The sequence below is a fragment of the Tatumella sp. JGM130 genome, assembly GCF_018257525.1.
In the GTDB taxonomy this organism is placed as follows: Bacteria; Pseudomonadota; Gammaproteobacteria; order Enterobacterales; family Enterobacteriaceae; genus Tatumella; species Tatumella punctata.
In genome coordinates this window covers 1-26,898 of the sequence record NZ_JAERJS010000008.1, presented here as the reverse complement: position 1 = coordinate 26,898, position 26,898 = coordinate 1, and the positions used below count along the sequence as shown (strand labels likewise).

Below are 26,898 nucleotides of genomic sequence, written 5' to 3'. Positions count from 1 at the left end.
CGGCCGACGATTATTCGCCCGCGACATCGGATTCCAGCGCCAGTAATTCACCGATGGTCTGAGCCCGGCGGATTTCACGCACTTTCCCGCCGCTAAATAACACTTCCGGGATCAGCGGCCGGCTATTGTAGTTCGAGGACATCGAAGCCCCGTAAGCACCGGTATCATGAAATACCAGATAATCGCCGACCTTCGCCGCCGGTAACCAACGCGGTTCAACCATCCCCCCTTCCAACTGGGTAAAGACATCACCCGATTCACACAGGGGACCGGCGACAACCGACTCACACAACCGGGTGGTATCCGGCGGGCTGCCGTCGGCAGGCATCAGGGAAATTTCATGGTAGCTGCCGTACATCGCCGGACGCATCAGGTCACTGAATCCGGCGTCCACCAGCACAAAATGGCGGCTACCCATCTGTTTCACGGCCCGCACCTGGCTGACCATCACGCCTGACTGGGCGACCAGAAAACGGCCGGGTTCAATTTCCAGAGTCACCGGATGGCCGAGATGTGCGGCAATCCGCTGACGGGCTCCGTCCCACAGGCTGAAATAGTGGGCCGGGTCTATCTCATCCTCTGCATAATGGTAAGGCACCGACAGACCACCGCCGGCAGAAATGGCCGGTACATCCGCGCCGCTGCTGATCACCTGGCTAACCATGGCATCACACACCTGCTGCAGGTGCTGGTAATCGACACCGGAACCGATATGCATATGCAAACCGGCCAGCGTCAGCCCCTTATCCTGTACCACCTGTAATGCCGCATCCAGCTGCTGATACCAGATACCGTGTTTACTGTTCTCGCCACCGGTATTGGTTTTCTGACTGTGGCCATGACCAAAGCCGGGGTTAATCCGCAGCCAGACCGGATGACCGGCAGACACCGCCGCCAACTGATGCAGCATATCCACAGAACCGGCATTGACCGGAATCTTCAGTTCTGCCACCCGCTGCAATACGGCGTTATCCAGCACATCGGCTGTAAACACAATATCGTCACCGCCGGCCGGATAACCGGCCACTAACGCCCGTTCGATTTCCCCGAGAGAAACTGAGTCAACTTTTACCCCGGCAGCACGCATCAGCCGCAGAATATGAATATTCGAGCAGGCTTTCTGGGCAAAACGGATCACGTCAAAATCCGTAAGCCGTGCAATCTGGCGGCGGATCACATCGCCGTCGTAGGCCCAGAACGGCCCCTGGTAGTGTTGTGCCAGTGGTAATAAATTATCCCGGTTAAGGGCGGTATCGGTGGTGGTTAACGGGCGTGGCATAAGTTCGCTTCTCCTGTGCTGATACAGACAGTAAGCCACAGACCATGCATATTGAAAAATATCATTTCATCTGTTATCTATTCATTTTTGATATGGATAGTTGCGTCGGCTGCCGCGCCCGCTACGCTCTCAGCCACCGCCACTCACTCTCCCCGCTCTGCCAGCAGGTACACGGGTACGGACAGATACACTGATGCAAAAAATAACCTGGCGGCAGATTGAAATTTTCCACGCCATCATGACCCGCGATAACCTGACCCGGGCCGCTGAATTTCTGCATACCTCTCAGCCCACACTGAGCCGCGAACTGGCTCGCTTTGAACAACAGCTGGCGGTCAGCCTGTTCAGCCGTATCGGCGGCCGTCTGCAGCCGACGGTGCAGGCACTCAGGTTATTTGAAGAGGTGGAACGCAGCTGGTACGGCATGGAAAGAATACGGGAAACGGCCGAAGGGCTGGGTGACTTTCATCAGGCCGAACTCTCAGTCGCCTGCCTGCCGGCTTTTTCCCAGTCACTGCTGCCCGCCCTGTGTCAGCCGTTTCTGGAACGTTACCCGACAGTCAGTATGAATATTATTCCCCGTGAATCGCCGTTACTGGAAGAGTGGCTGTCGGCGCAGCGTTACGACCTCGGGCTGACGGAAACCCGCCAGCGTCCGGCCGGGACCGAGCTGCTGCCCTTGCTGACAGTGGACGAGGTCTGTGTGCTGCCGGAACAGCACCCGCTGGCGGCACGCAGTCAGCTGACCCCGCAGGATTTTGCCGGGCTGCCGTTTATCAGCCTGTCAAAAGATGACAGTTACCGTCAGTTACTGGACAGCCTGTTTCGTGAACAAGGGGTCAGCCGCATGCTGCGGATGGAAACCCACAGTGCGGCTTCGGTCTGTGCCATGGTAAAAGCCGCTATTGGTGTGTCGATTATTAATCCTCTGACGGCACTGGATTACACCGGTCACGGCGTGGTGATGCGACGGTTCAGTATCAGCGTGCCTTTTACCGTCAGTCTGATCCGGCCGCTGCACCGGCCAGCCTCTGCCCTGACCGGCAGTTTTGTCCGTCATTTACAACAACAGGCGGGGATATTTACCCGGCAGATTGAACAGCAACTGCAACCGCCCGCGCCAGCTTACTGACGCAGTTCACGCGGGCTGTTATCGGCCGCTCCACGAAAAGTGATCACGGCGGTCAGCAGACCGGCGACGGCCAGCACCGCGGCCACAACCGGCACTGAGGTCAGGCCAGCCCCCTGACTGATCACTACCCCGCCCAGCCAGGCACCGATAGCGTTACCGAGATTAAAGGCCGAAATATTCAGGGTCGATACCAGGTGCGGTGCTTCCTTCCCGTGACGTACCACGTTAATTTGCAGGGCCGGTACGGTCGAAAAAGTGGCTAACGCCCAGATAAACAGGGTGATCTCTGCCAGCCAGAATCCGCCACTGGTCCAGCGGAACAGCAGCGAAAACAGTGCCATCAGGGTAAAACTCAGCAGTAAACTGAAAGACAGTTTACGATCGGCCAGCCAGCCGCCGAAAATATTCCCCAGGGTCAGCCCCGCACCGACCAGAAACAGGGTCCAGCTGAGCCCGCTTTCGCTGAGCCCGGTCACCTGTAACAGTAACGGGGCAATATAGCTGAACAGAGCAAACATCGCCGCGGCAAAACAGACCGTCATCAGTAATGATAACCACAGCCTGCCGTTGTTCAGGGCTGCAATCTCACTCACCAGATTGACCGGTTTTTCGTCACGGTTGACCGGCAGACTGAGGATCAGCCCGATAAACGCCAGCACCCCGATGCCGCTGACCGCCCAGAAAGTGGAACGCCAGCCATATAACTGCCCAAACCAGGTCCCGAGCGGCACCCCCAGCACATTGGCCAGCGTCAGCCCGGTAAACATTAAGGCCACAGCCGATGCCTGCCGGCCCGGAGCGACCAGGCTGGCAGCCACCACCGCCCCGATACCGAAAAATGCGCCGTGACACAGGGCGGTCACAATACGCGCTACCATCAGCAGGTGATAGTCAGAAGCGGTGGCACACAGCAGATTACCGGCAATAAAAATCAGCATCAGCAGCAACAGGGTTCGCTTACGTGGTAACCGGGCGGTCAGTAATGCCATTACCGGCGCACCTATTGCCACCCCCAGCGCATAACCACTGATCAGCCACCCGGCCGAAGGGATCGACACATGCAGGTTTTCTGCCACCCCGGGCAGTAATCCCATAATAACAAACTCGGTGGTTCCGATAGCAAACGCACTCAGCGCCAGAGCCAGTAACGCAACGGGCATACATACTCCTGTGATAATGATAGAAATTCCCCGTGTGGCAGCAGACAAGCCCGGGGAACCGTCAGATAACACTAAAATGTGATACAGATCAGTTAAGCACAGCCGTACCACAGATCAAATAGCGGTTACGGCAAAGCATTATTGCAGCGAGTGCAAAAGTCTGCCCTGCCTGCTGCGGTTGTGTGCCCCTGCCAGCGGCTTTACAGGCCTGTTAACTGCGGTGACCGGCACATATCCGTCTGCCGGTTATCCGCACTATTACTGTCTTAAAAAGAACAGAGTAATAAAAATAAAATGTCAGAAATCAACCGAAATTAATAACACAGTATGTAATTCAGACAGGTTAAATAAATCAATTACAGTCCCCGGATAAATATCATCACCAGACATAAGAAAATAAAATATTTCTCCGCGTGTGATTATACGCACAATATAGAATTACCGGCGCGTGTATAAACAGCAACGGTGACTGTTTATTCAGGATGAATGTCCATTGACTCAGGGATGGTTTATGAAAAATATACTGCTGTGTTGTGCCGCCGGAATGTCGACCAGTATGCTGGTCACCCGCATGCAAAAGTATGCCCGTGAAAATCAGATCGATGTTTATATCAAAGCCATCAGTATCAATGAATTAGATGATAACCTTCAACAGACTGACTGTTGCCTGCTCGGGCCACAGGTAAAATATAAACTGTCGGAAGTTCAGGAAAAACTGGCACCTCTTAATATTCCCGTCTCGGTGATTGATGCAATGGACTATGGAATGATGCGCGGTGATAAAGTTCTGCAATCAGCATTAGCCATGTAATTCAGCCGGGGGACATATGGATATTAATCGCATTTTTTCTGCGCTGGAAAAAGTAATGCTGCCGCTGGCGGCAAAAATATCGGCCCAGAGACATATCATGGCTATCCGTGATGGTTTTATTTCCGTGATGCCATTTATGATTATCGGATCCTTTGTGCTTATATTTGCCTACCCGCCATTCTCTGAACAGAATAACTTTTTTATTGCCCGTGGCTGGCTATATATTGCCGCAGAATATAAGCAACAGCTGCTGACGCCCTATAATATGACTATGGGGATAATGTCCGTCTATATATGCCCGGCGATTGGTTATGCACTGGCCCGCCATTACCGGATGGAAGCCCTGAACACCGCATTACTGTCACTGGTGGCTTTTTTGCTGGTCTGCAGCCCCCTGACCGACGGTGTGATGTCTGCCAGCTATCTCGGCGGTTCCGGTATCTTTACCGCGATTATTGTCGCGGTCAGTGTGACAGAAATATCTTACTGGCTGCATAAACATAATATCGGTATCCGGCTGCCGGAGCAGGTGCCGGATAATATCCGTAAATCCTTTAACCAGCTGATTCCGTTATCTCTGATACTGCTGCTGTTATTCCCGATCAGCCTCGCGGTGCAATCCCTGAGCGGCATGCTGATCCCTCAGGCGATTATGGACCTGTTCAGCCCGCTGTTATCCGCCTCTGACTCACTGCCGGCGGTCATTATTGCGGTACTGATCTGTCATATCCTATGGTTTGCCGGGATCCATGGCGCCAATATTGTCGGCGGCTTTTTACAGGCATTCTGGCTGACGAACCTTGGCCTGAATCAGATGAATATTGCCGGCGGTCAGGCGGCAGAGAATATTTTTGTCGAACCTTTCTGGTCGTTTTTTGTCACCCTCGGTGGTTCCGGGGCGACTATCGGGCTGGTGCTGCTCTATCTGCGCAGCAAATCAGCCCATCTGCGGGCTATCGGTAAAATATCGCTGGTCCCGTCGCTGTTTAATATTAACGAGCCGGTGATTTTTGGCTCACCTATCGTGATGAACACCCTGTTTTTTATCCCTTTTACCCTCACGCCAATGGTTAACGCCATTATTGCCTGGTTTGCCATTAAGTACGGACTGGTGGCCCATATCATTTCCCTCGCCCCCTGGACCTCTCCCGGCCCGATAGGCGCAGCCTGGGCAACCGGCTGGGATATTAACGCCGCCTTACTGGTGGTGCTGCTGACCTTAAGTTCAGCCCTGATCTACTACCCGTTCTATAAGCTTTATGAGCGCAGTTTACTGGCGGCAGAAACCGTCAGCGGAGAATGATATGGAAAGAACTGATATGGAAATAGATGAAGAGACCATTATTAACCTGATCCTGTGCGCCGGAGAATCGAAATCCTGTGCCATGGAAGCCATACGCGCAGCCCGCAACAGCCAGTGGCAGCAAGCAGAAGATTTTCTGCAACAGTCCGGCGCGGCGGCCAGTCAGTGTCACAATATGCAGACCCGGCTGATCGGCGAGGACGAAGGTGCCGGCAGGGTGCCGGTCAGCCTGATTATGGTGCACGCCCAGGACCATATTATGAATGCCATGTTATGCCGTGAAATGGCCGAAGAGATCGTCGCGTTATACCAGAAGTTTTATTCACTCAACTCACAGAGAAAGGATGCCTAATGAAAATAGTGACTATCGGCGGCGGTTCCAGTTATACCCCGGAACTGATTGAAGGACTGATTCTGCGTAAAGATAAACTGCCGGTGAAAGAGATCTGGCTGGTCGATATTGAAGCAGGACAAGAGAAGCTGGAGATTGTCGGTAATATGGCCCGCCGGATGATTGAGGCTGCCGGGCTGCCGTGGCAGGTCCGGCTGACGCTGGACCGTAAAGCGGCCCTGAAAGATGCAGACTTTGTCACCACCCAGTTCCGCGTCGGGCTGCTGGATGCCAGGCTAAAGGATGAATGTATCCCCTTAGCCCATGGTTACCTGGGCCAGGAAACTAACGGTGCCGGGGGCATCATGAAAGCCCTGCGTACCATTCCGGTGATCCTCGATATTATTAAAGATATGCGTCAGCAGTGCCCCAATGCCTGGCTGGTTAACTTTACCAATCCGGCCGGAATGGTCACCGAGGCGGCTATCCGTTACGGCCAGTGGGAAAAAACCATCGGCCTGTGTAATGTCCCGTTCAGCCATATTGAACAGGCCACCAGCCTGCTTAATCAGCCGGAAGACGCTCTGTTTTTTAAATTTGCCGGGTTAAACCACTTCCACTGGCACCGGGTATGGGACAAGCAAGGCACCGAACATACTGCCGGTCTGCTGGAGGCCATCTACGGTGGTCAGCAGCTGAATGAAGGGCTGCGTAATATTCATCAGATCCCGTTTAATATTGAGCAGGTCCGTCACCTCGGTCTGCTGCCCTGCGGCTACCACCGTTACTATTATCTGGAACAGCAGATGCTGGAACACGCGGTAGAGGATTTTGCCGGTTATGCCACCCGTGCCGAAGTGGTGAAAGCCACCGAGCAGCGGTTATTTGAACTGTATAAAGATCCGAACCTGAAACAGAAACCGGCCGAGCTGGCAGATCGTGGCGGCGCTCACTACAGCGATGCCGCCTGTGACCTGATTGAATCAATTTATAATGACAGCCGTAAAATGATGGTGGTCAGTACCCGTAACAATGGTGCACTCAGCGACCTGCCCTATGACAGTATTGCTGAGGTGTCCTCTGTTATTACTTCCCACGGGGCTGAACCCCTCAACTGGGGTACGTTCCCGCCTGCGGCACGCGGTATGTTGCAGGTGATGAAAGCCATGGAACAGACCGTGATTGAGGCCGCGGTCAGTGGCGACTATGGCGCGGCACTGCATGCCTTTACCATCAACCCGCTGATCCGGGCCGGTGATAACGCCAGACAACTGCTCGACCAGTTACTCTATGCCCATAAAAAATATCTGCCCCTGTTCAGTGATGATATTGCCCGTATCGAAGCCACCCAGGCGGACGATACCCGGTGTGTTGATCAGCTGCTGGCGGATCGCAGACAACATCAGGGCTGAGATTGTGGTGACGGTGGCAGTGGGAGATACGGCCACCGCTGAAGACTAAGTAAAGCAGCAGAATAAGCAGTAAGCAGTAAGCAGTAAGCAGTAAGCAGTAAGCAGTAAGCAGTAAGAAGTTAACAGTCATAACACCTGAACACACTTTCAGTTGTGACGTTAAACCAGCAGTCAGCGCCTTCAACCGGATGACACCAGACCAGCAAGGATGCTGGCAGGCAGACAGACGGGCAACTGCGGCGTAATTGAGGGAGTCAAAGTAAAGCCCCGCAACCAGTGGCTGCGGGGCTTTCTTTATGGCTACGGATGAATATGGCTACTGATTAATCACTGCCAAATAAATCGCGGGTATAGACCTTATCGCTGACATCTTTCAGCTCATCAACCAGCCGGTTGGCGACAATCACATCACACTGCTGTTTCAGTTCGTTAACGTCGTGGGTCACCTGCGAGTTAAAGAACAGCGGTTCGTCGAGTACCGGTTCATAAACCATCACTTCCACACCTTTAGACTTCAGGCGTTTCATAATGCCCTGTACCGCCGAGGCACGGAAGTTATCGGAACCGGCTTTCATCACCAGCCGGTAAATACCGACCTTTTTCGGGTGACGTTTTAAAATACTGTCGGCGATAAAATCTTTACGGGTACGGTTGGCATCAACAATCGCGCTGATAATGTTGTTCGGCACATTGTGATAGTTAGCCAGTAACTGTTTGGTATCTTTTGGCAGGCAGTATCCCCCATAACCAAAAGACGGGTTGTTATAATGGCTGCCGATACGCGGATCCAGGCCAATACCTTCAATAATCTGACGGCTGTTTAAACCGTGATGCTCAGCATAGCTGTCCAGCTCGTTAAAATACGCAATACGCAGGGCCAGATAAGTGTTGGCAAACAGTTTAATCGCTTCTGCTTCTGTATCGTCCGTAAACAGTACTTCAATATCCTGCTTCTCGGCACCGGCAACCAGCAAGGCAGCAAAGGTTTTACCGGCTTCGGTCTGGCTGCCGACCACAATCCGTGACGGGTACAGATTGTCATACAGTGCACGGCCTTCACGCAGGAACTCCGGAGAGAAAATGATATTATCCACCCCCAGACGCTGTTTCAGGGCACGGGTAAAGCCGACCGGAATGGTCGATTTAATCACAATCGTCGCCTGCGGATTAATCGCCAGCACATCACTGATCACCGACTCAACACTTTTGGTATTAAAGTAGTTGTTTACCGGATCGTAATCGGTCGGGGTCGCGACAATCACAAAATCAGCGCCCTGGTAAGCAAGGGTCTTATCTGTGGTGGCTGTGAAGTTAAGCTGTCTGGTCGCCAGATAAAGTTCGATCTCTTTATCAACGATAGGTGAGATTTTCTGGTTTAATTTATCGACCTTGCTCTGGTCAATATCTAACGCCACCACTTCATTATGTTGTGCCAGCAAAATACCATTCGAAAGCCCGACGTAACCGGTACCGGCAATAGCAATTTTCATAGTCCATACATCCATTGAGTAAGCGTAAAACTGCCATACTCTGCGTAGCTCAGGCAGAGCGGAATAATGACAGCTATTGTGCCGTCCGCAGCGGCAACCACCAAACAAATAATGAGATTTTTTCTGCTTTTAGGAATTGGGAGGTATCCGCCGCGGGGAAAAGAATGGCTAAAGTAGCACCGCTTAGTCGCTGGTGGCAATCATGGTGCGGTAAATATGTTCAAGATCATCAATATTACGTACGCGGATCAGCAGATTACGTGATGCCAGACGAATAACCAGCACCCCGTCTTCTGACAGACGGATATTATGAATGGCGCGATAAGGGATAAACAGCGAGCACAACCAGAACCCCTGAGGCTTAAGTAACAGTGCCGGACGCCGCAGCCACACCAGATACACCCCGGCCACCAGCAATACGGATAACAGCCAGCCGGTCAGGGGCTCACCCGCAGAATTGATATTGTTGTACAGCAGAATCGCCAGCAGCCCGATAAAAATAGCCCCGTCAATCCGCTTACTGCGCAGCAGACTCACTTTCAGCAGGGTCGGCCCTTTCAGCCAGCCGGTGATGATCTGATCAAATAGCAGCCAGCCCAGCAGGCAGACACTCAATAACACCAGTACGCTGTCGGTCAGTGACATTTCTCACTCCTCAACGGCGGGGGCAGCCATCGCCCCCGCCCTGTCTGCGATTACATTCCCAGCAGGCCGGCCGCATAACCGGCAATACCGATAACGAAGAAGCCGATAATGATCCACAGCGCATTCACTTTTTTGCGCAACAGCCACATACAGCCAAACGTCAGCAGCAAAGGCACCAGCCCCGGCATTAACTGGTCGAGAATGGTCTGTACCGTGGTGACCTGCTCAGCCCCGTTCGGGTCGACCACCGTCGACACCACCAGCGGTATATTGACATGGGTCCACTTATTCACCAGCGCCCCCATCACAAATAACCCGAGAATCGATGCTCCTTCGGTCAGTTTTTGCAGAAAGCCACCGCCCATATCTTTTACGATATCGACCCCTTTGCGGTATCCGTAAGAAATACCATAGTACAGAGTCAGCAGACGGACGGCATTAAACAACACAAAGAACAGCAAAGGACCGAGCAGGCTGCCGCTCATGGCAATCCCTGCGCCCAGAGCCGCAAATACCGGACGGACCGTTCCCCAGTAAATCGGGTCACCTACCCCGGCCAGCGGCCCCATCAGGCCCACTTTAATGCCGTTAATTGCCGCATCATCAATCGCGGCACCATTGGCACGCTGCTCCTCCATCGCCAGGGTTACCCCCAGTACCGGGGCCGCCATATACGGATGGGTATTAAAAAACTCCAGATGACGCCGGATTGCCTGACGGCGGTCATCGTTATTTTCCGGATACAGGCGGCGTATCGCCGGTATCATCGAAAAGCAGAACCCCAGCGCCTGCATACGTTCAAAGTTCCACGACCCCTGAAACAGGTTCGAACGAATAAAGACGCCACGGATATCACCGGGGGTGAGCTTTTTCTCTGTCGGACGGGTTGTATCAACCATTTCTCTCACCTCTTAATCTAATTCGTTATCAAGATCGTTATTACCCGATGCCGCCACCGGGGCCGCAGAACGGTTATATTTGGGGCTCAGCTGGATATAGAGTACCGCCATGACTGCGCCGATAACGCCCAGCGCCACCAGGTTGAAGTTGGTAAAGGCAGCCGTCACGAATCCGAGATAAAAGAAAGGCATCAGATAGCCGGCACGCATCATATTGATCACCATCGCGTAACCGACAACCACAATCATGCCACCGGCAATGTTCAGGCCATTGGTCACCACTTCCGGAATCGCATTCAGCATCGACTGCACTTCACTGGTGCCGACGGATACCGCGACAATCAGTGCCGGGATAGCGATACGCATGGCCTGCAGCAGTAACGCCGACACATGGATCCAGGATAATGCGCTCAGATTGCCGTTATTGGCCGCTTTATCGGCCGCATGCTGGAAACCAACGGTAATAGTACGCACGATAATGGTTAATACCTGACCGGCCGCCGCCAGCGGGATCGCCAGCGCAATACCGGCCCCGATCCCCTGGTGACCGGCAATCACCAGAATGGTCGAAATAATCGATGCCAGTGCCGCATCGGGGGCAACCGCCGCCCCGATATTCATCCAGCCAAGGGCAATCATTTCCAGAGTACCGCCGATAATAATGCCGGTTTTCATATCGCCGAGCACCAGACCGACTAAGGTACAGGCCACCAGTGGCCGGTGAAACTGAAACTCATCCAGTATTGATTCCATACCGGCAATACAGGCAACGATGAATATCAGTACAATCTGAAGTGTGGTTATCTCCATTGTACTTCTCCTGTGAGGTTAAACTGATAAGACGACAGACTGCCGGGCAATCACTGGCCCAGTTTGCCGATAAGATCCATCATTTTTACTTTCTGATCGGAAGAGACCTTACGCACTTCCAGCTCAATCCCGCGACTATTGAGCTTTTTAAAGGCCCCGATATCCTGCGCATCGACCGACACCGCATTGGTGACCTGGGTTTTCCCCTGGCGGAACGCCATCCCCCCGATATTAATACTGGTAAATTTCACCCCGCCTGCGGCCAGACGTTCGACATCCGTGGGATTGGTAAACAGCAGCATAACCCGCTGGCCGGCATATTTAGGATTGTTATAAACCCGCAGCATTTTGGCGACGTCCACCACATGGGCCGTAACTCCCGGCGGGGCCACCTGGGTCAGCAGTGTTTTGCGCACCTGATCGGCGGCCACCTCGTCACTGACCACAATAATGCGCGACACATTGGTTTCTTTGGTCCAGCGGGTCGCCACCTGTCCGTGGATCAGACGGTCATCGATACGAGCCAGACCAATCACCATATAATCACTGTCACTCATCGGCTTTTGCGGGGCCGGTGCGGTGGCGGTTTTCACCGGCTGAGGGCTGGCAGGGGCAACGGCGGGGGTGGCCGTTTCTGGCTGAAATTTCAGTGCCCTGACCCCTTCACGTCCGGTTTCCAGCGCGATCGCCACAAGTTCATTAAATGCCGGGTTATCGTCCCGTGCCATAAAGGTTTCCACCAGCATCGGCACATTGACTCCGGCAATCACCTCATAGTTTTCTTTCTCTGTTACCATCCGGCTGGCCGCATTAAACGGACTGCCGCCCCAGGTATCCACCAAAAATAACACGCCCTGGCTGGTCTCCAGTGCTGCTAACCTCGCGGTATATTTTTCGATTAAGGTGTCAGCATTCTCACCAGGGACAAAGTCAATCCAGCCGACATTATCCTGCTCACCTAACAACATTTCTGCGGTTTTCAGCAATTGTTCTGCCGCCCAACCGTGAGTACCAATGACAATAGCAATAGTCACTTGCTACCTCCCGTATCAACTACATCTTTCTCAAAGGTCCTGCATCTGCAATGGTCAGGATAAAAACACGCAAATATCAGGAAAGTGTATTCGGAAACAGAGTTATTTTATTCCCTAAAAAAAATAAAATATGTGACGGGACTCAGTAAAACGAGGCGACCGGCGCATCACGGAGATGAATAATTATTATTTAAAATAATATATTAGCCTCAGGTGAATATATTATTTCACACAGGTTAATTAAAATCATACTGCCCGGCAGAGCACTCAGCTGCTGACAATGCGGCAGATCATTTTTTTATAACTTTGATTTAAATAAATTTAAATTTTTCATTCTCCGGGTAACCGGTATTGATAAAAATATAGCACAGGGAAAAAACTGTGCGCTGCCGGTAAAGTAAATAATTAATAAATTTCACAATACGCCCCGGCCAGACGTCCGTCGCCGCTGACCAGCAAGGGCCGTTCGCTGGCGCCAATAAAGGCTGACTGTCCGGCGTGAAGGCTCAGCTGCTGCCCGGCGCACTGACACAGGGCCTCGCCCTGCAGGCAGAATACAATCAGCGGTCCGCCCCATGACAAGGCGCAGGGCAAGGCCTGCAACTGATGCACCGCGAAACTGAAGTCACTGACCGGTACCGGAAAACTAAATTCATCCTGCGAAACAACCGGAGTGACACGCAGCTGTTCCGGGTGACTGACAGTGAAATCAACATTCGCCAGTAACTCAGTAATATCCATATGTTTATGTGTCAGTCCGGCCCGCAGTACATTGTCAGAATTGGCCATCACTTCCAGCCCGCAGCCGGAAAGATAGGCATGGGGCGTGCCCGCATACAGAAACATCGCCTCTCCGGGCTGCAGCTGCACCACATTCAATAACAATGGCATAAACAGTCCCATATCCTGCGGATAATACTGCTGCAGTTCGCGCACTGCCTGCCATGCCTCACCGGGCAAGTGAGCACTCACTTCTGATAAGCGACGTACCGCCCTGGCAGCATCCTGTCCCTGCATCCCCAGCAGACCGGCAAACAGCGCTTTCAGCGCCTCTGTCCCCGGCCGGGCGACAAAGGCGGCAATCAGCGGATCCATACCAGCCAGCGGGGTCAGTAATCCGGCAATCTGCCGGGGCGAGCGGAAGCCGTTTATCGCCCGAAAAGGCGTCAGGGCATAGAGTAATTCCGGTTTATGGTTAGGGTCTTTGTAATTACGTAACGGTGAGTCATGGGGAATGCCGGCCTGTTGCTCACGGGCAAAGCCCTGCTCTGCCGCCGCTTTATGGGGATGCACCTGGATGGACAGCGGACTGGCGGCACAGAGTACCTTAAACAGAAACGGCAGCCCCGAAAAACGCCGCGCAACCTCTGCCCCGAGCATTTGCTGCGGATAATCACGGATAACATCGGCCAGGCTGATTTGCCGGCCCGCGGTGATTATTGACGAACTGGCATCAGGGTGGGCACCCATCCATAATTCGGCCATCGGCTGACCGGCTGAATTTTCAATACCATAGAGTTCTGTCAGGGCGGTTTTACTGCCCCAGTCATAATGCTGAATGATATTAATTAAACGGTTCATCACTTTTCCTTTTGCTGTCTGCAGACCGGAGTGCGTGAGAAATATAAATCATAGCTTGCAATAAAATGACGCTTTAAGAGAGTTAAGCATTCAATATGGGATCTGACTCAAGCATTGAAAAAATAAAACCAGAAGCGCATTTTTTGTATCTTCCGAACGATTGATTAATTATTTATTGGTAAACATTCGGTTATATCGCAATAAATAACCCGCGCGAAAATATTCACATTGATTTAACTGGTTTTTATTTTTTCTCTGCCCGGGAAATATAATAATCATCATCAAAGATATTTATTATTAAGCAGGCTATAAATATTTACCACCGGCCAGGCCCTCAGTGCAGAGCGCTGTCATCCGCTACTGATTTACAGCCGGCAGTATGATCAGTACACCGCCCTCAGAGAAGGGTTGCGGCAATCAGCGGGAAAAGTGCGGTTAAGCAGCACGGACGGACAGGATTCGGGAAAGGTGACGGCAGGCCAGTGCGCCTGCCGTGCGGCGATTATTGGGGGTAACGGAAGGTAAAGGTTTCGGTAAAGGGGGCAAACCAGCGCGGAATTCCGGTGGCTTTATCAGTATGGCGTGCATAGCCCTGTTCATCCGGGGCGTTATATTTCAGGGTGACTTTATAGGTACCCGCGCCGGCCATTTTTACGCTATGGGCATAGTGCGCACCATCGTCAGCAGACATCGGCAGCAACTGACCGAATTCAAGGAAATGGCTGTCACCCTGTTTCTGTACCACATAATCTACCGACAGATAGGGGATCCACTCCCCTTCAGAAAATCCCCATTGATTATTTTTGGTCGCATGGACATCGGTTTCCAGATGAATAACATCGTTACCCATCACCATCGACTCCGGTGACGGACTGGTTTCGATATTCAGCAGATAAGATGAGGCAATCTGCATTCCCTGATGTTCAACTGGCCCGCCAATCGGATACTCTTTGGCCAGCACTGTCGCCGAAAACATCACCGACCCCGCGGCCACACCAATAAGTAATTTTGAAGATTTCATTCTGCTTATCGCTCCTGACAGATTACTGCCTGCGGCCGCACCATGCACCCGCCATAACGATTAATCTGGACGCGATATTAATGGTTGTAAATGTGAATCATTATCATATTAATAATTAATTACTAAATATCACTAAACCCTGAATCTCGAGACATTTTGTTATCTGTGATGTTATCAGCCACGACTGGCGACGGGCGGGTAAAACAGGTTGTCGGGCAGTGTGATGCTCTTCAAACCCGGCAATTTTCCGCTCACCGGGACTGGTTAGCGCGGGTAACGTCGTCCTGCGATCATCAGTTAAAAATAAATAAACAGGTTCTGCCATTACCCCCCCCTTATGTAGCGTTAATCGAATAGCCAGCGCCCGGCCTTTGCTGATTCAACCAGCATACGGATAGTAAAGTCAGGGACCGGTATCAGTGTTTTTTTTGCGAAAGGATTCAGGGACAAAGTGCCCGGTGGATAGTAGGTTTCAATTCTGAAACTGCCCCGTTCAACGTTAAATTGTGTGAAGAAATCATTCATCAGATCTTCAGCTTCAAGTTCATCAATACCCAGATCAGTATCAAGATCGGTTTCAGGCATTAATATCACCGTCTTAAGGTTGAAAAGATAAGTACCGGCATACGGCCGTACCAGCATATAAACCCGTTGCACAATAGTTTCTACCATAACTTATCATTGCCCCGGGCTATCGTATTGTAGTCACGCACAGTCAGATAAGTGATTTGTGTGACATCTGAAGCCAGAATAATTATCCCAAATAAAGGTATTGAACGGCCGACAAAGGGTGCAAGATTACGCACCATCACACGACGCGCTGTCCATGGTGTATAACCTCCCGGCCAGGTAGGTAACGAGATACCGAAAGGAAATTTTATTTTCCCGAAAACGGCTCTGGCCCCCCTCGATGCATAAGATGTACCTTTGATAGCATTAGCCGGTTTAGCTCTTGTCACCAGGTTGTTTCTCCCGGAAACAATAGCGACAACGGCCCCGAAATCAGCTATACCGATACCGAATTGCCTGGCTGTATTCTCACAAAAAATCATGAAAAATAGTTCCGCGGCAATAATATTTGGTTTACCCGCATAAAAATATGTTCCATTCAGCTGTTCGACGGTATCCATTGACCATCCTGTTTTAAAAGGTTAACTTTACTGCTAATATCATATTCATTATTTAAGTAACAGCTATACCTGATAATATTCTGACACCAGAACTATTACTGGCTGTTATACGTTATCATGCTTAAATGACACGCCTGTAAATTTTATAAACGCTCGTCACCTGAGAAATAATCACAGGGCTGACAGAATACCGGCAACCGATAATAAAAGTAACTGACCGTGTCACAAAAATGACTATGTAATTTCTTAAATAAAAAATAAAATTATTTCCAGGCAATTAAGTCACTACGATATTCAGGGTGTAAGCAGATACCAATTGCCCACCGTGATAACAGGGTACAGGCAAATCGATATCAGAGAGAACTGGCGGCTGAAATTAACCGGGGGGGGGGGGTGAGAACTACCCTGGTGCTTAGCGGGGCTGGGAAATCACTGGGTATGAAGTGCATGAAACAGAAAGTGGTGAACAGGCTGCCGCCTTAATGCAACGCAATGTAATACGTGAAGGCTACTGGCGGCATCCGCTGGTACTGCATGCAGATAACGGCGCAGCCATGAAACCACAGACGCTGCAGATGAAACTGCACGAACTAAATATCACGCTGCCCCATAGCCGTCCGCGGGTCAGTAACGATAATGCGTATGCCGAATCGCTATTCCGGACCTTAAAATATGTTCCCACATGGCCGTCATCTGGTTTTAAAACGCTGAAGGAAGCACGGAGCCGGGTGAATAAATTTACCCGATGGTATAACGAAGAACATCGTCACGGCGGAATACGCTATGTTACGCCGTCAGAGCGACATCGTGGTGAAGATCATAAGCTTCTGAAACAGCGTGATGAACTGTACCGGAGCGCGAGGCAAGCCCATCCCACTGGTCAGGTAAAACGAGAAACTGGCAGCCTGAAGGGGCAGTAACCCTGAATCCAGGCCCGGAGAAACAGGCGGCTTGAATTAACCGGGGGTGAGAACGACCTTGACACTTACCGCAGGGACGTTCACACGTAATCTTATTTATTCAACAAAGCCGAAGGAGAATCCAAAATAAAACATTTAATTATGTCACTCGCACTTTCATCAGTAAACTTTCTAGCAAACAAACATGATGTTTCTTTAATTGAAAATAAATCACCCGAATTCAATATTTTTGGATACTCAGGACCGCTCTTCCAATCAATATACCTCAATGCATCATTCATTTCGTTAGGGTTATGATAAAAATCATTTACTTTTAAGTACTTAAGTGCTGTATGAAAAAAAACCTCATCACCACATAGCGATTTTTTGTATATATCAAAATACCATTCATTTTCATTCAAGAAATTTAACAACAACCTTACAGTCATATTGTTAAGTGAAAACCAACTTGTTCCTTTATAAAAAACCATCCCTTTGAGAAGACTTTCCTTATAACTTTTATTAATAAACAAAAAACCAAAAAACTTAAAAACCTTGGATTTCACTTTATCCAAAATATTTTTTCTTTTATTAAAAAAGAATAATGGGTAATTATATTTAACTCTCTGCTCTGGATCCACATACGAATTCCTCTCATCCTGAAAATGAACCATATTTTTAAACTCAATAGAATTTATAAAGTCATTAATCTCTTGATTAGACTTACAAGGCAAATCATCACCAGATATAAAAAAAAGATACTTAAAATCGAATGATAATGATTTAGTTAGCAACTTAATTGTTGATTCTATCTGTGAGTAACCGCCCCATTTCACATTAACTCTATCTGTAATAAATAAAACATTTTCAGATCTCAAGAAATTAAATGGCTCCATATCAAACTTATCATCAACATGTATTAACACTGTATTTTCTTTGAAAGAAGATAAGTACTCTACAGTTAACTGCAACGGATTAGTTAGCTTATGGCAAGTTACACAAAAAATTTTCTTCATATAAATAAACCAGTCTCAATTGAAATTTAAATCAAATGACATCTAAAACCAACTTCATTAGAACATTATCCAATGACAAGTCCCAGTTTGAAGGTGGGTGATATTTTGAAACCTTGTAAGCAGATAGAACTGAGTAATTAGGGCGTTTCGCTGGAGTTGGATATTCTTCAGTGCTAATTAAATTTACCTTTGGTTTATCCTTTATTATTCCAAAATATTCAGCTTTTAAAAAAATTATTTTTGCAAATTCGGCCCAGGATAGACTACGATCGCCGCAATAATGATAGATACCACCTGCTGCATTTTCCTTAAGCATTTTCAGGATAACTGTTGCGATATCACCCGCATAGGTAGGGCAGCCAACCTGATCAGCAACAATACCCAGTTCAGAGCGGTCTTTTGCCAGTCGCAGCATAGTTTTAACGAAATTATTGCCATATTCGCTAAACACCCAGGCAGTACGCACAATAATCGCGTCCGGAAGAATACTGCGTACCAGTAGCTCTCCGGCCAGTTTGGTCTGCCCGTAAACGCCTAATGGGTTTACTGCATCTGTTTCCAGGTAAGGCGTACTGCCTGTGCCATCAAATACATAATCGGTAGAGACATGCACCAGTCTTACACCAACCGCTTTTGCCGCCAGCGCCAGATTTTCCGGCCCATGGCTATTTACCGCCGCCGCGCGTTCAGGTTCGCTTTCTGCCTTATCTACCGCAGTATAGGCAGCAGCATTAATGATTATATCAGGCTGAAACTGTTTAGCGGTTTCAATCACTGCCTGTCGATTACTGATATCAAGCTCCTGCGATCCCAGAGCTAAAACAGTATCAGTTTCGGACACCAGGTCCCGGAAGCAACGGCCCAACTGACCGTTAGCACCAGTAAGGAGGATTTTCATGACTTCACCTTAAATAATTTATTAAATATAAAAAATCTTATTTTAAATGACAGGGTTAGCATGGATATTACATATATTACAGCACCCACAACTGAAGTTAAAATCAACTGCCAATAGTTACTTATATCATTTATCGGTATAAAATAATGGCCGAAAATATTTATTACGAATAACATAACCAGTGTTGATATTATTATCGGCATAAGCTGACGAATAAAAATAAAAAAGCTACCGGAAATAACATACATCAAAGACAGCATTACCGGTATAAAGTTAAGGACATTAGCAATAAGATAACAAAAAGCAAAAGTAACGATGCTAAAATGGATGCCAATTAAAAAAGAACCAAACTGCAAAACTGTCCCTAATATCCCAAGCCGCATAAGAATATCAGTGCGCCCCTTGGCAGTAAATACTGAACCCGTCGTGCTTAATATTGATTGAATAATAGCGGTAGGCGCTAACCATTTTAGCACATCGGCTGTAACCTCCCATTGATTGCCAAAGGTCAAATTAATGAAAGGATGACTTAACAGTGCAATTCCCGTCATAAGCGGCGCTGTAATTAACACTATAACAAAAACACAATCGTTATAGGTTTTATTTATCTTTTCATTATCATCCTGCTGCCTGCTCAATATCGGATAAAGTGATCTTGAAGCAACAAAAGTCAGACTTTGCAATGGAAACAACATAATCCTATATGCTAAATTATAACTTCCTAATATCGCTGCTGACATATACTTACCAATAATAAAACTATCCCCATTCCTGGATAAGTAGTTAATCAGGTTAAACATTGATAAATTAGCACTGAAGCCAAATACATTCCTTAATTCTTCCTTACAAATAAACTCTTTTATTGATGGCCTCCAGGTTGATGCTCTCCAGAACTGTATCGCTGACATTAAGTTAAGGGTTATGGCCTGACCGACCAGACTGAAAACACCGTAGCCTAAATTTGCCATAATGATAGCAACAATTACGGAAAAAACTGAAGACGTAATTTCAATATATGATATTTTTCTGAACTGAGATGCTCTTTCCATCAGAGCAAGATGAGCTGCAGCTGAGCTGGATAATGGAAAAATCACACTAATAAGGATAAATACTGAAAGTAATTCAGGTTGATTATAGACCGCTGACAGGACGGGGGACAATAAACAAATAGCTATTGCTATCGCAATCCCCATAATTAAGTTTATCCAGAATATTGTGTTTTTAAGCTTTTCATTTAATTCTTTCCTCTGAATTAATGCTGCTGAAGTTCCTAAATCTCTAAGTAACGTCCCCAGGTTAACAACTACGGCTGTCATTGCCATTAACCCATATTCAGAAGGAGGGATTATCTTTGCCAGATAAATTAAATTCAAAAGCTGAATTATTATTTTAAACAATTGTGAGAAAGCATTCCACTTTGCATTTGAGATAAGAGTCATTGGAAATACCAAATCATAAGACACCACAATGTAAAATAAAGAGCTCTGTTTAAATAAAAAGAGCTCATTAAATAAAAACAATCAGTTAGCGTGTTTTATTAACTAACAAATAACCTAAATCAAATTAATACTAAGCCCTGCTTTATCTTTCTCTGATAAAACAGGTTCAAAATCAATCGGCCATTGAATCCCTACCTCGGGATCATTCCAGGCCAGGCAGCCTTCAAAACCCGGGGTATAGTAATCGGTACATTTATATTCAAAGTCAGCAATATCAGAAAGTACCACAAAACCATGGGCTAAACCCGGCGGGATCCAGAACTGAGTTTTATTTTCTTCTGAAAGAATCACCCCTTGCCACTGGCCATAGGTCGGTGAATCCTTACGGATATCCACCGCCACATCAAAGACTTCGCCACGTACTACCCGCACCAGCTTGCCCTGGGCATGTTTGGTCTGGAAATGCAGGCCGCGTAATACTCCCTTCGACGAACGGGAATGGTTATCCTGCACAAAATCAAAGTCGATATTCAGCATCTGCTGATAACGTTTTTTCTCAAAGGTTTCGAGGAAAAAACCACGTTCATCGCCGAACACTTTTGGCTGAATAATTTTAACATCAGCGATTTTAGTATCAATAACCTGCATTTTATTCCTCTTCAATCATACGCTGCAAATACTGGCCATAGCCGGTTTTAGCTAATAATGTTGCCTGACGCTGCACCTGCTCACGGCTCAGCCAGCCTTTGTTATAGGCAATTTCTTCCAGACAGGCGACCTTATAGCCCTGACGCTTTTCGATAGTATGAATAAACGATGACGCTTCCAGCAGGCTGTCATGGGTACCGGTATCCAGCCAGGCGAAACCGCGGCCCAATTTTTCGACATGCAGCGCATTTTTCTGCAGATACATCTCATTAAGGGTGGTAATTTCCAGTTCGCCGCGCGCCGAAGGTTTTACCTGCTTTGCCATTTCCACAACATCTTTATCATAGAAATATAAGCCGGTCACCGCCCAGTTAGATTTAGGTGCGGCCGGTTTTTCTTCCAGTGAGATAGCGCGGTTATTTTCATCAAACTCCACCACCCCGAAACGCTCAGGGTCCAGCACCTGGTAACCAAATACGGTCGCCCCCTGCGTACGCTGCACCACATTTTCCAGCTTACGGCCAAAGCTTTCACCGAAATAGATATTATCGCCCAGTACCAGCGCACAGCTGTCACCATCAATAAACTCTTCACCGATAATAAAAGCCTGTGCCAGCCCGTCCGGACTTGGCTGTACTTCATAACAGAAACTGACACCAAACTGGCTGCCATCACCGAGCAGACGTTTAAAGCCTGGCATATCCTCGGGGGTGGAGATAATCAGAATTTCACGGATCCCGGCCAGCATCAGTACCGAAATCGGGTAAAACACCATCGGCTTATCATAAATCGGCATCAGCTGCTTAGAAACGCCCTGAGTAATCGGATATAAACGGGTACCGGAACCCCCGGCTAACACAATACCTTTCATTGACTCTGTTTCCTGTTAATTAAAGTGAACCCAGTCGTTCGCCGGCATAAGAACCATCCAGCACCCGCTGCCACCAGACAGGGTTATTCAGATACCATTCTACGGTTTTACGAATCCCGGTTTCGAAGGTTTCTGCCGGAGTCCAGCCCAGTTCACGTTCAATTTTCGACGCGTCGATTGCATAACGCAGGTCGTGCCCTGGACGGTCCTGAACATAGGTGATCAGATCTGCATAGTGGCTTACACCCTGTGCCTTATTCGGTACCAGCTCTTCCAGCAGGCCGCAGATAGTTTTAACCACTTCGATATTGCGGCGTTCATTATGGCCACCAATATTATAGGTTTCGCCGACTTCCCCCTTAGTTACCACGGTATACAGGGCGCGGGCATGATCTTCGACATACAGCCAGTCACGGATCTGGCTGCCATTGCCATAGACAGGTAACGGTTTACCGGCCATTGCATTAAGGATAATCAGCGGAATCAGTTTTTCCGGGAAGTGGTAAGGGCCGTAGTTATTTGAGCAGTTGGTGACAATGGTCGGCAAGCCATAGGTACGCAGCCAGGCTCTGACCAGATGATCACTGGAAGCTTTAGAGGCTGAATACGGACTGCTCGGTGCATAAGGGGTGGTTTCGGTAAACAGATCATCGGTCCCTTCCAGGTCACCATAGACTTCATCGGTGGAAATATGGTGGAAACGGAATGCCTGTTTTGCTGCACTGTCAAGGGTATTCCAGTAGTGGCGGGTCGCTTCCAGCAGAGTATAGGTACCGACCACATTGGTTTCGATAAATGCCGCCGGGCCATCGATAGAACGGTCGACATGGCTTTCTGCCGCCAGGTGCATTACCGCATCCGGCTGATACTTGCTGAATAGCGCATCAAGAGCCTGACGGTCACAGATATTAACCTGTTCAAAATGATAACGCGGGCTGTCTGCTACCCCGGCCAGAGACTCCAGGTTACCGGCATAGGTCAGACTATCAATGACTATCGCCTGATCCTGAGTATTTTCTATAATATTACGTACTACTGCGGAACCGATAAACCCGGCACCACCGGTGATAAAAATTTTCATAAAAACTCTCCAATAAAATAATTAGCATCGAGGATGCTTTCCTTTAATATAAATATACATAATGTAAAGTACATTATAAAATCTATACGAAATAAATTCCTTGGCAATTAATTTAAACAACCTAGCTGGTTTGTAAAGGATATTAGGGGAGTAATACTTAATTGATAGCACTCGATCTATCAGTCTCTCTTTTATTCTCCACCCTTCTTGTTTTAATGAACTACTCGATAAATCATGATTTAGTTGAGACTTAACTTTAATATTTACCCCCCCACCTGATTTAGCATAAAGATTAACCTTTCTGAATAGACTGTAATCTACTCCATATAGTGCATAACGTTCATCAAAAATCCTTACTCCAAAACAACTCAACTTATTAATAACTCGTTTAAATAGAACTAACCCGGAGCCAATAGATAATATCTCTTGGTTAGAATCTAAATTAATAATGACTTCATCCTCAACTACCATACCATTGACTTTAGGGTAATGGTATTTATTATCACCAATACCATATATCCTCGGTATCATAAGGTCATATTGGTTAGCTTGAACGCATTCATAAATACTTTTTATATAATCTATAGTTATCAGACTATCATCATCAAAAAAAGCAAAAGCATCGAACCCTGACTTTAATTCCATAAAATCATTATAAATTAAACTTAAAGGTGAGTTATTCGAGTCTTGTAGTAACAGTACATTAGCTACTTTATTTGATAGTTTAATATACAAATCATCATCTTCGATGGCATGTATTAAGTCAGGGCCATTGTTAAATATAACAAGATCAAAATCATAAAGATCTATATCAGATAATGACATCAACGTTTTTGACTGGTTAATTTCTTTACCGTATAAAACCACAAGAAGTGCTACCTTCAATTTCAGCCCCTTATCATTAAAATGAAGTTGAACGATACTCACAAAACCCCATTCAAACTCACTTAAAAACCTATAAACTTAGATATAAATATTTTTATAAAAACCAGATCTTCGCCCCACCACAGGGAAACCTGATTACTGACTTCATTAGATATTTAAATCCGCTATTTTATAAAGCCAGATAGAAACACAATGGATAATTAATAATTTTTTGATGCGAACCCTCGCTAATTACCACAGTGGCTTCACCATAAATAGCTTTGCCCAATACTGCTACTCTTTTTCCAGGCCATACTTTCTTCCTAGAAACGGGCTAGTGCTTTCCATAAAATAGCGTACTTTTTAACAGTCGCCATATTCAACGATATTGATGATTGTAGGTTATCGTTTCGTGCAACGGGATTTGTTGAATGAACCGAATTTTTGCTGAATTAAAGGATCATATCACGTATTCCCTTACAACACAGACAGTCCCGTGGCAAAGCAGAAGTTCAGAATCGACCACTAGCACACCTATAACAAAATTCTAATCAACCATAGCTCCATGACTTTCTGGCTGGATGACGAGACGATTAAGTCGTGGTATGACACGGCCACGCCTTCAGCACGCGGAAGACCTCACTAACCTTGCCATCAACGCGTATTCAGGCTGCCCCTGAGGGCTGCACTGTCCTTCATTGATTCCATTTTCCCCTAATGGGCGTTCCGCTGCGCTGTCCGGATTACTCCTGTGTCACCAAGCGGGCAAAGTCTGTCGATGTTAGTTTTAAAACGGTTAGCTGGGGTGAAGTCGCGTATCTAGTGATTGATTTCACAGGACTGAAGATCTTCGGTAACGGCAAATGGAAAGTCAAAAAATACGGCAAAGAACACCGCCGTATCTGGCGGAAGCTACATATGGCCGTTGACAGCAAAACACATGAAATCATCTGCGCTGACCTGTCGCTTAACAACGTACCAGACCCAGAGGGTTCCCTGGGTTAATCCGGCAGACCCACCGAAAAATCAGGTCAGCGCACTCATTCCTCCCCGGAAGGGAGCGGGTTACTGGCCTGGTGAGTACGCGGACCGCAACAGTGCAGTTGCTAATCAGCAACTAAGCGGAAGCAATGTATGGTGGAAACAGACAACAGATTATAACCGTCGTTCTATCTATAGCGAAAACGGCCATGTATAGGGTAAAACAATTGTTCTAAAGCTCACTGATACTGCTTGACTACGATAGTCAAATTGCAGAGGCTCTGCCCATGGTACGGGCACTGAACAAAATGACGAAGGCAAGTATGCCAGAAAGCGTGCGTATTGCCTGAAAATACAGCCAGCTACAGGGACACTCGCATGGAATTTTATTCAACAAAGCCCTTCAGCATCAGAAAACGTGGCGGTTGCGACTATTACGGCAAAGCGCACTTCTGCAGACCATTGTTCACTATTTTTCTCTGTACCGGTCACAGGTTTCCATTCTGATTTATCCTGATTACGCCAGTTATACAGGGTAGCTTCCGATATTCCTTCTATCTGAGCAACATGATCTTACCCACGTAATGTGGACACCGTCCTAAGTGAGGTTCTGGTTTTCAAACTGTTCCGGGCTGAGACCGCCACAGGCACTGTGACGGCGCCACCGATTGTAATCACACTCGATATAATTAAACACCGTCGTTCGCATTATTTCCCGGCTGATAAAGCGTTAACCGTGGATACATTCGACTTTCAGTGAGTGGAAGAAGCTTTCCGCACACGCATTGTCGTAGCAGCAACCCTTTGCACTCATGCTGCCGTGCAGGCTATGCCGCTTCAGGAGCGCCTGATAATCCGCTGAGCAGTACTGCCCGCCACGATCTGTGTGGACGATGACATTTTCCGGGCGTTTACGCCGCCACAGCGCCATCTGTAGCGCATCGCAGGCCAGCTGTGCTGTCATCCGTGACGACATTGACCAGCCGATAACGGCACGCGACCACAGGTCGATAACGACTGCCAGATACAGCCAGCCTTCATCCGTGCGTAAGTACGTAATGTCACCGGACCAATTCTGGTTCGGGCCACTGGCGTAAAAATCCTGCTTCAGCAGGTTCTCCGACACCGACAGACCATGTTCGCGGTAACTGACCGGGCTGAACTTCCGTGAAGCTTTCGCTCGTAGTCCCTGACGACGCAGGCTGGTAGCCACGGTTTTCACGTTGAACCGGTAACCCTGAGCATGCAGTTCATCAGTCAGGCGCGGTGCCCCGTAGCGCTGTTTTGCCCGGTGAAAAGCCTCGTGTACAGCGCAGTCGCAATTCAGGCGGAACTGCTGGCGTGAGTTTATCCCCGCACGTCGCTGAGCCCACACATACCAGCCGCTGCGGGCCACCCGGAGGACGCGACACATGGCTTTGATGCTGAGCTCAGCCTGATGTTTTTCGATAAAGACATACTTCATTTCAGGCGCTTCGCGAAGTATGTCGCGGCCTTTTGGAGAATGGCCAGCTCCTCTGCCTGTTCTGCCAGTTGACGCTTCAGACGGGCATTTTCAGCGGCGAGTTCATTTTCGCGAGCAGAGGATGAGAGCTGTTGCTGCTGTTTACTGCGCCAGTTGTAGAGCTGCGATTCATACAGCCTGAGCTCGCGGGCGGCTGCGGCCACACCGATACGCTCAGCGAGTTTAAGGGCTTCGTGACGAAATTCAGGCGTGTGCTGCTTACGCGTCTTTTTTACGGTTGATGCTGGCTTTGTCATGTGAGTCACCTCTGTTTGAGAGTTTACTCACTTAGTCGCGTGTCCACTATTGCTGGGTAAGATCAACAGTTGCCATGGTCATATTTTAAGTCGGTAACATTTTTAATAACCAATGAAATTTAACTAAAGAAACGCCTAGTGATTTTAATAAGTGGAACCTCTATATATTTGTATGTGAAAAGACCTACAATTAAAGAAAGAAGCATAGTAAATGAAACGTATAAAACCGAGCTATTTATACCAGATAATTTAAAAATATAAGTACTAACTCCAATATTCAATACATGTGTTAAATATATTGAATAGGATGCATCCCCTATCAAACCTAAATAGCTGCGCCAAATAGTAGATCACTTTAAGGGAACTCAGCCCGGATTGTGCGATCTGATCAATCGCCAAACA

The 26,898-nt window shown here is 48.1% G+C and carries 23 protein-coding genes and 3 pseudogenes; 7 read left to right on the top strand and 19 right to left on the bottom strand.

The window, feature by feature from the left end:
• Positions 1-10: 10 nt before the first annotated feature.
• Positions 11-1,279 (bottom strand): diaminopimelate decarboxylase, encoded by a 1,269-nt coding sequence (gene lysA, locus JK211_RS05750; protein ID WP_212707718.1) that lies wholly within the window; start codon positions 1,277-1,279, stop codon positions 11-13.
• Positions 1,280-1,472: 193 nt separating this feature from the next.
• Here lysA and JK211_RS05745 point away from each other — a divergent pair, with 193 nt between their 5' ends.
• Positions 1,473-2,411, top strand: coding sequence for a LysR family transcriptional regulator (locus JK211_RS05745; protein ID WP_212707717.1), 939 nt, complete (start codon positions 1,473-1,475; stop codon positions 2,409-2,411).
• On the opposite strand, the gene JK211_RS05740 is transcribed toward JK211_RS05745, so the two are convergent.
• Positions 2,405-3,571, bottom strand: coding sequence for an MFS transporter (locus JK211_RS05740; protein ID WP_212707716.1), 1,167 nt, complete (start codon positions 3,569-3,571; stop codon positions 2,405-2,407). The two genes, JK211_RS05745 and JK211_RS05740, sit on opposite strands and share 7 nt — an antisense overlap.
• Positions 3,572-4,082: 511 nt before the next feature.
• Between JK211_RS05740 and JK211_RS05735 the strand changes: the two genes are divergently transcribed.
• Genes JK211_RS05735 through JK211_RS05720 form a run of 4 tightly spaced genes read left to right on the top strand, consistent with a single transcriptional unit; the run spans position 4,083 to position 7,428 of the window.
• A complete protein-coding gene (locus tag JK211_RS05735; protein ID WP_212707715.1) occupies positions 4,083-4,382 on the top strand; it encodes a PTS sugar transporter subunit IIB in 300 nt (99 codons plus the stop codon).
• Positions 4,383-4,398: 16 nt separating this feature from the next.
• A complete protein-coding gene (locus JK211_RS05730) occupies positions 4,399-5,685 on the top strand; it encodes a PTS sugar transporter subunit IIC (protein WP_212707714.1) in 1,287 nt (428 codons plus the stop codon).
• Positions 5,686-5,701: 16 nt separating this feature from the next.
• Complete coding sequence (locus JK211_RS05725; protein ID WP_212707774.1) at positions 5,702-6,037, top strand: PTS lactose/cellobiose transporter subunit IIA; 336 nt, start codon at positions 5,702-5,704, stop codon at positions 6,035-6,037.
• A complete protein-coding gene (locus tag JK211_RS05720) occupies positions 6,037-7,428 on the top strand; it encodes a 6-phospho-beta-glucosidase (protein WP_212707713.1) in 1,392 nt (463 codons plus the stop codon). Before JK211_RS05725 ends, JK211_RS05720 begins: the two co-directional genes overlap by 1 nt.
• 323 nt (positions 7,429-7,751) lie before the next feature.
• Here the strand turns inward: JK211_RS05720 and JK211_RS05715 are convergent, their stop codons facing one another.
• From JK211_RS05715 to JK211_RS05675, 9 genes are all read right to left on the bottom strand, one after another.
• Positions 7,752-8,918 carry a nucleotide sugar dehydrogenase gene (locus tag JK211_RS05715; protein ID WP_212707712.1) on the bottom strand — a complete coding sequence of 389 codons (1,167 nt, stop codon included), beginning with the start codon at positions 8,916-8,918 and terminating at the stop codon, positions 7,752-7,754.
• 183 nt (positions 8,919-9,101) lie between these two features.
• The gene (locus JK211_RS05710) at positions 9,102-9,563 is read right to left on the bottom strand and encodes a DUF986 family protein (RefSeq protein WP_212707711.1); all 462 of its coding nucleotides are present in this window, start codon (positions 9,561-9,563) and stop codon (positions 9,102-9,104) included.
• A 50-nt stretch (positions 9,564-9,613) separates the two neighbouring features.
• On the bottom strand, positions 9,614-10,462 hold the full coding sequence (locus tag JK211_RS05705; RefSeq protein WP_212707710.1) for a PTS mannose transporter subunit IID: 849 nt from the start codon (positions 10,460-10,462) through the stop codon (positions 9,614-9,616).
• A gap of 12 nt (positions 10,463-10,474) precedes the next feature.
• Positions 10,475-11,272 carry a PTS mannose/fructose/sorbose transporter subunit IIC gene (locus JK211_RS05700; protein WP_212707709.1) on the bottom strand — a complete coding sequence of 266 codons (798 nt, stop codon included), beginning with the start codon at positions 11,270-11,272 and terminating at the stop codon, positions 10,475-10,477.
• A 50-nt stretch (positions 11,273-11,322) separates the two neighbouring features.
• Positions 11,323-12,306 (bottom strand): PTS mannose transporter subunit IIAB, encoded by a 984-nt coding sequence (gene manX / locus JK211_RS05695; RefSeq protein ID WP_212707708.1) that lies wholly within the window; start codon positions 12,304-12,306, stop codon positions 11,323-11,325.
• A 405-nt stretch (positions 12,307-12,711) separates the two neighbouring features.
• Positions 12,712-13,887, bottom strand: coding sequence for a mannose-6-phosphate isomerase, class I (manA, locus tag JK211_RS05690; protein WP_212707707.1), 1,176 nt, complete (start codon positions 13,885-13,887; stop codon positions 12,712-12,714).
• 502 nt (positions 13,888-14,389) lie between these two features.
• Positions 14,390-14,908 carry an iron transporter gene (locus JK211_RS05685; RefSeq protein ID WP_212707706.1) on the bottom strand — a complete coding sequence of 173 codons (519 nt, stop codon included), beginning with the start codon at positions 14,906-14,908 and terminating at the stop codon, positions 14,390-14,392.
• Positions 14,909-15,253: 345 nt separating this feature from the next.
• Positions 15,254-15,580, bottom strand: a complete 327-nt coding sequence (locus tag JK211_RS05680; RefSeq protein ID WP_212707705.1) for a DUF1493 family protein — start codon at positions 15,578-15,580, stop codon at positions 15,254-15,256.
• Entirely contained in the window at positions 15,574-16,038 is a 465-nt protein-coding gene (locus JK211_RS05675; RefSeq protein ID WP_212707704.1) for an STM2901 family protein, read from the bottom strand. Before JK211_RS05675 ends, JK211_RS05680 begins: the two co-directional genes overlap by 7 nt.
• A gap of 434 nt (positions 16,039-16,472) precedes the next feature.
• Between JK211_RS05675 and JK211_RS05670 the strand changes: the two are divergent.
• Positions 16,473-16,993 (top strand): annotated as a pseudogene (locus tag JK211_RS05670) (transposase); the annotation flags it as partial.
• Between the two features lie 57 nt (positions 16,994-17,050).
• Here the strand turns inward: JK211_RS05670 and JK211_RS05665 are convergent.
• The 7 genes from JK211_RS05665 to JK211_RS05635 all read right to left on the bottom strand — a co-directional run bounded on the left by JK211_RS05665 (position 17,051) and on the right by JK211_RS05635 (position 23,817).
• Positions 17,051-17,953, bottom strand: a complete 903-nt coding sequence (locus tag JK211_RS05665; protein WP_212707702.1) for a beta-1,6-N-acetylglucosaminyltransferase — start codon at positions 17,951-17,953, stop codon at positions 17,051-17,053.
• A gap of 31 nt (positions 17,954-17,984) precedes the next feature.
• Complete coding sequence (gene rfbD, locus JK211_RS05660) at positions 17,985-18,851, bottom strand: dTDP-4-dehydrorhamnose reductase (RefSeq protein ID WP_212707701.1); 867 nt, start codon at positions 18,849-18,851, stop codon at positions 17,985-17,987.
• Positions 18,848-20,290 (bottom strand): lipopolysaccharide biosynthesis protein, encoded by a 1,443-nt coding sequence (locus JK211_RS05655; RefSeq protein ID WP_212707700.1) that lies wholly within the window; start codon positions 20,288-20,290, stop codon positions 18,848-18,850. The genes rfbD and JK211_RS05655 overlap by 4 nt, the downstream gene beginning before the upstream one ends.
• A 114-nt stretch (positions 20,291-20,404) precedes the next feature.
• Positions 20,405-20,938: a dTDP-4-dehydrorhamnose 3,5-epimerase gene (gene rfbC, locus JK211_RS05650; protein ID WP_212707699.1), complete on the bottom strand. Its 534-nt coding sequence runs from the start codon at positions 20,936-20,938 to the stop codon at positions 20,405-20,407.
• A gap of 1 nt (position 20,939) precedes the next feature.
• Complete coding sequence (gene rfbA / locus JK211_RS05645; RefSeq protein WP_212707698.1) at positions 20,940-21,809, bottom strand: glucose-1-phosphate thymidylyltransferase RfbA; 870 nt, start codon at positions 21,807-21,809, stop codon at positions 20,940-20,942.
• Between the two features lie 19 nt (positions 21,810-21,828).
• Positions 21,829-22,890, bottom strand: coding sequence for a dTDP-glucose 4,6-dehydratase (gene rffG / locus JK211_RS05640; RefSeq protein ID WP_212707697.1), 1,062 nt, complete (start codon positions 22,888-22,890; stop codon positions 21,829-21,831).
• A gap of 21 nt (positions 22,891-22,911) precedes the next feature.
• The gene (locus JK211_RS05635; protein WP_212707696.1) at positions 22,912-23,817 is read right to left on the bottom strand and encodes a glycosyltransferase; all 906 of its coding nucleotides are present in this window, start codon (positions 23,815-23,817) and stop codon (positions 22,912-22,914) included.
• A gap of 481 nt (positions 23,818-24,298) precedes the next feature.
• Between JK211_RS05635 and JK211_RS05630 the strand changes: the two are divergent.
• Positions 24,299-25,085, top strand: a pseudogene (locus JK211_RS05630) (transposase).
• 248 nt (positions 25,086-25,333) lie between these two features.
• Here JK211_RS05630 and JK211_RS05625 read toward each other — a convergent pair.
• Positions 25,334-26,496, bottom strand: a pseudogene (locus JK211_RS05625) (IS3 family transposase).
• Positions 26,497-26,898: the final 402 nt, after the last annotated feature.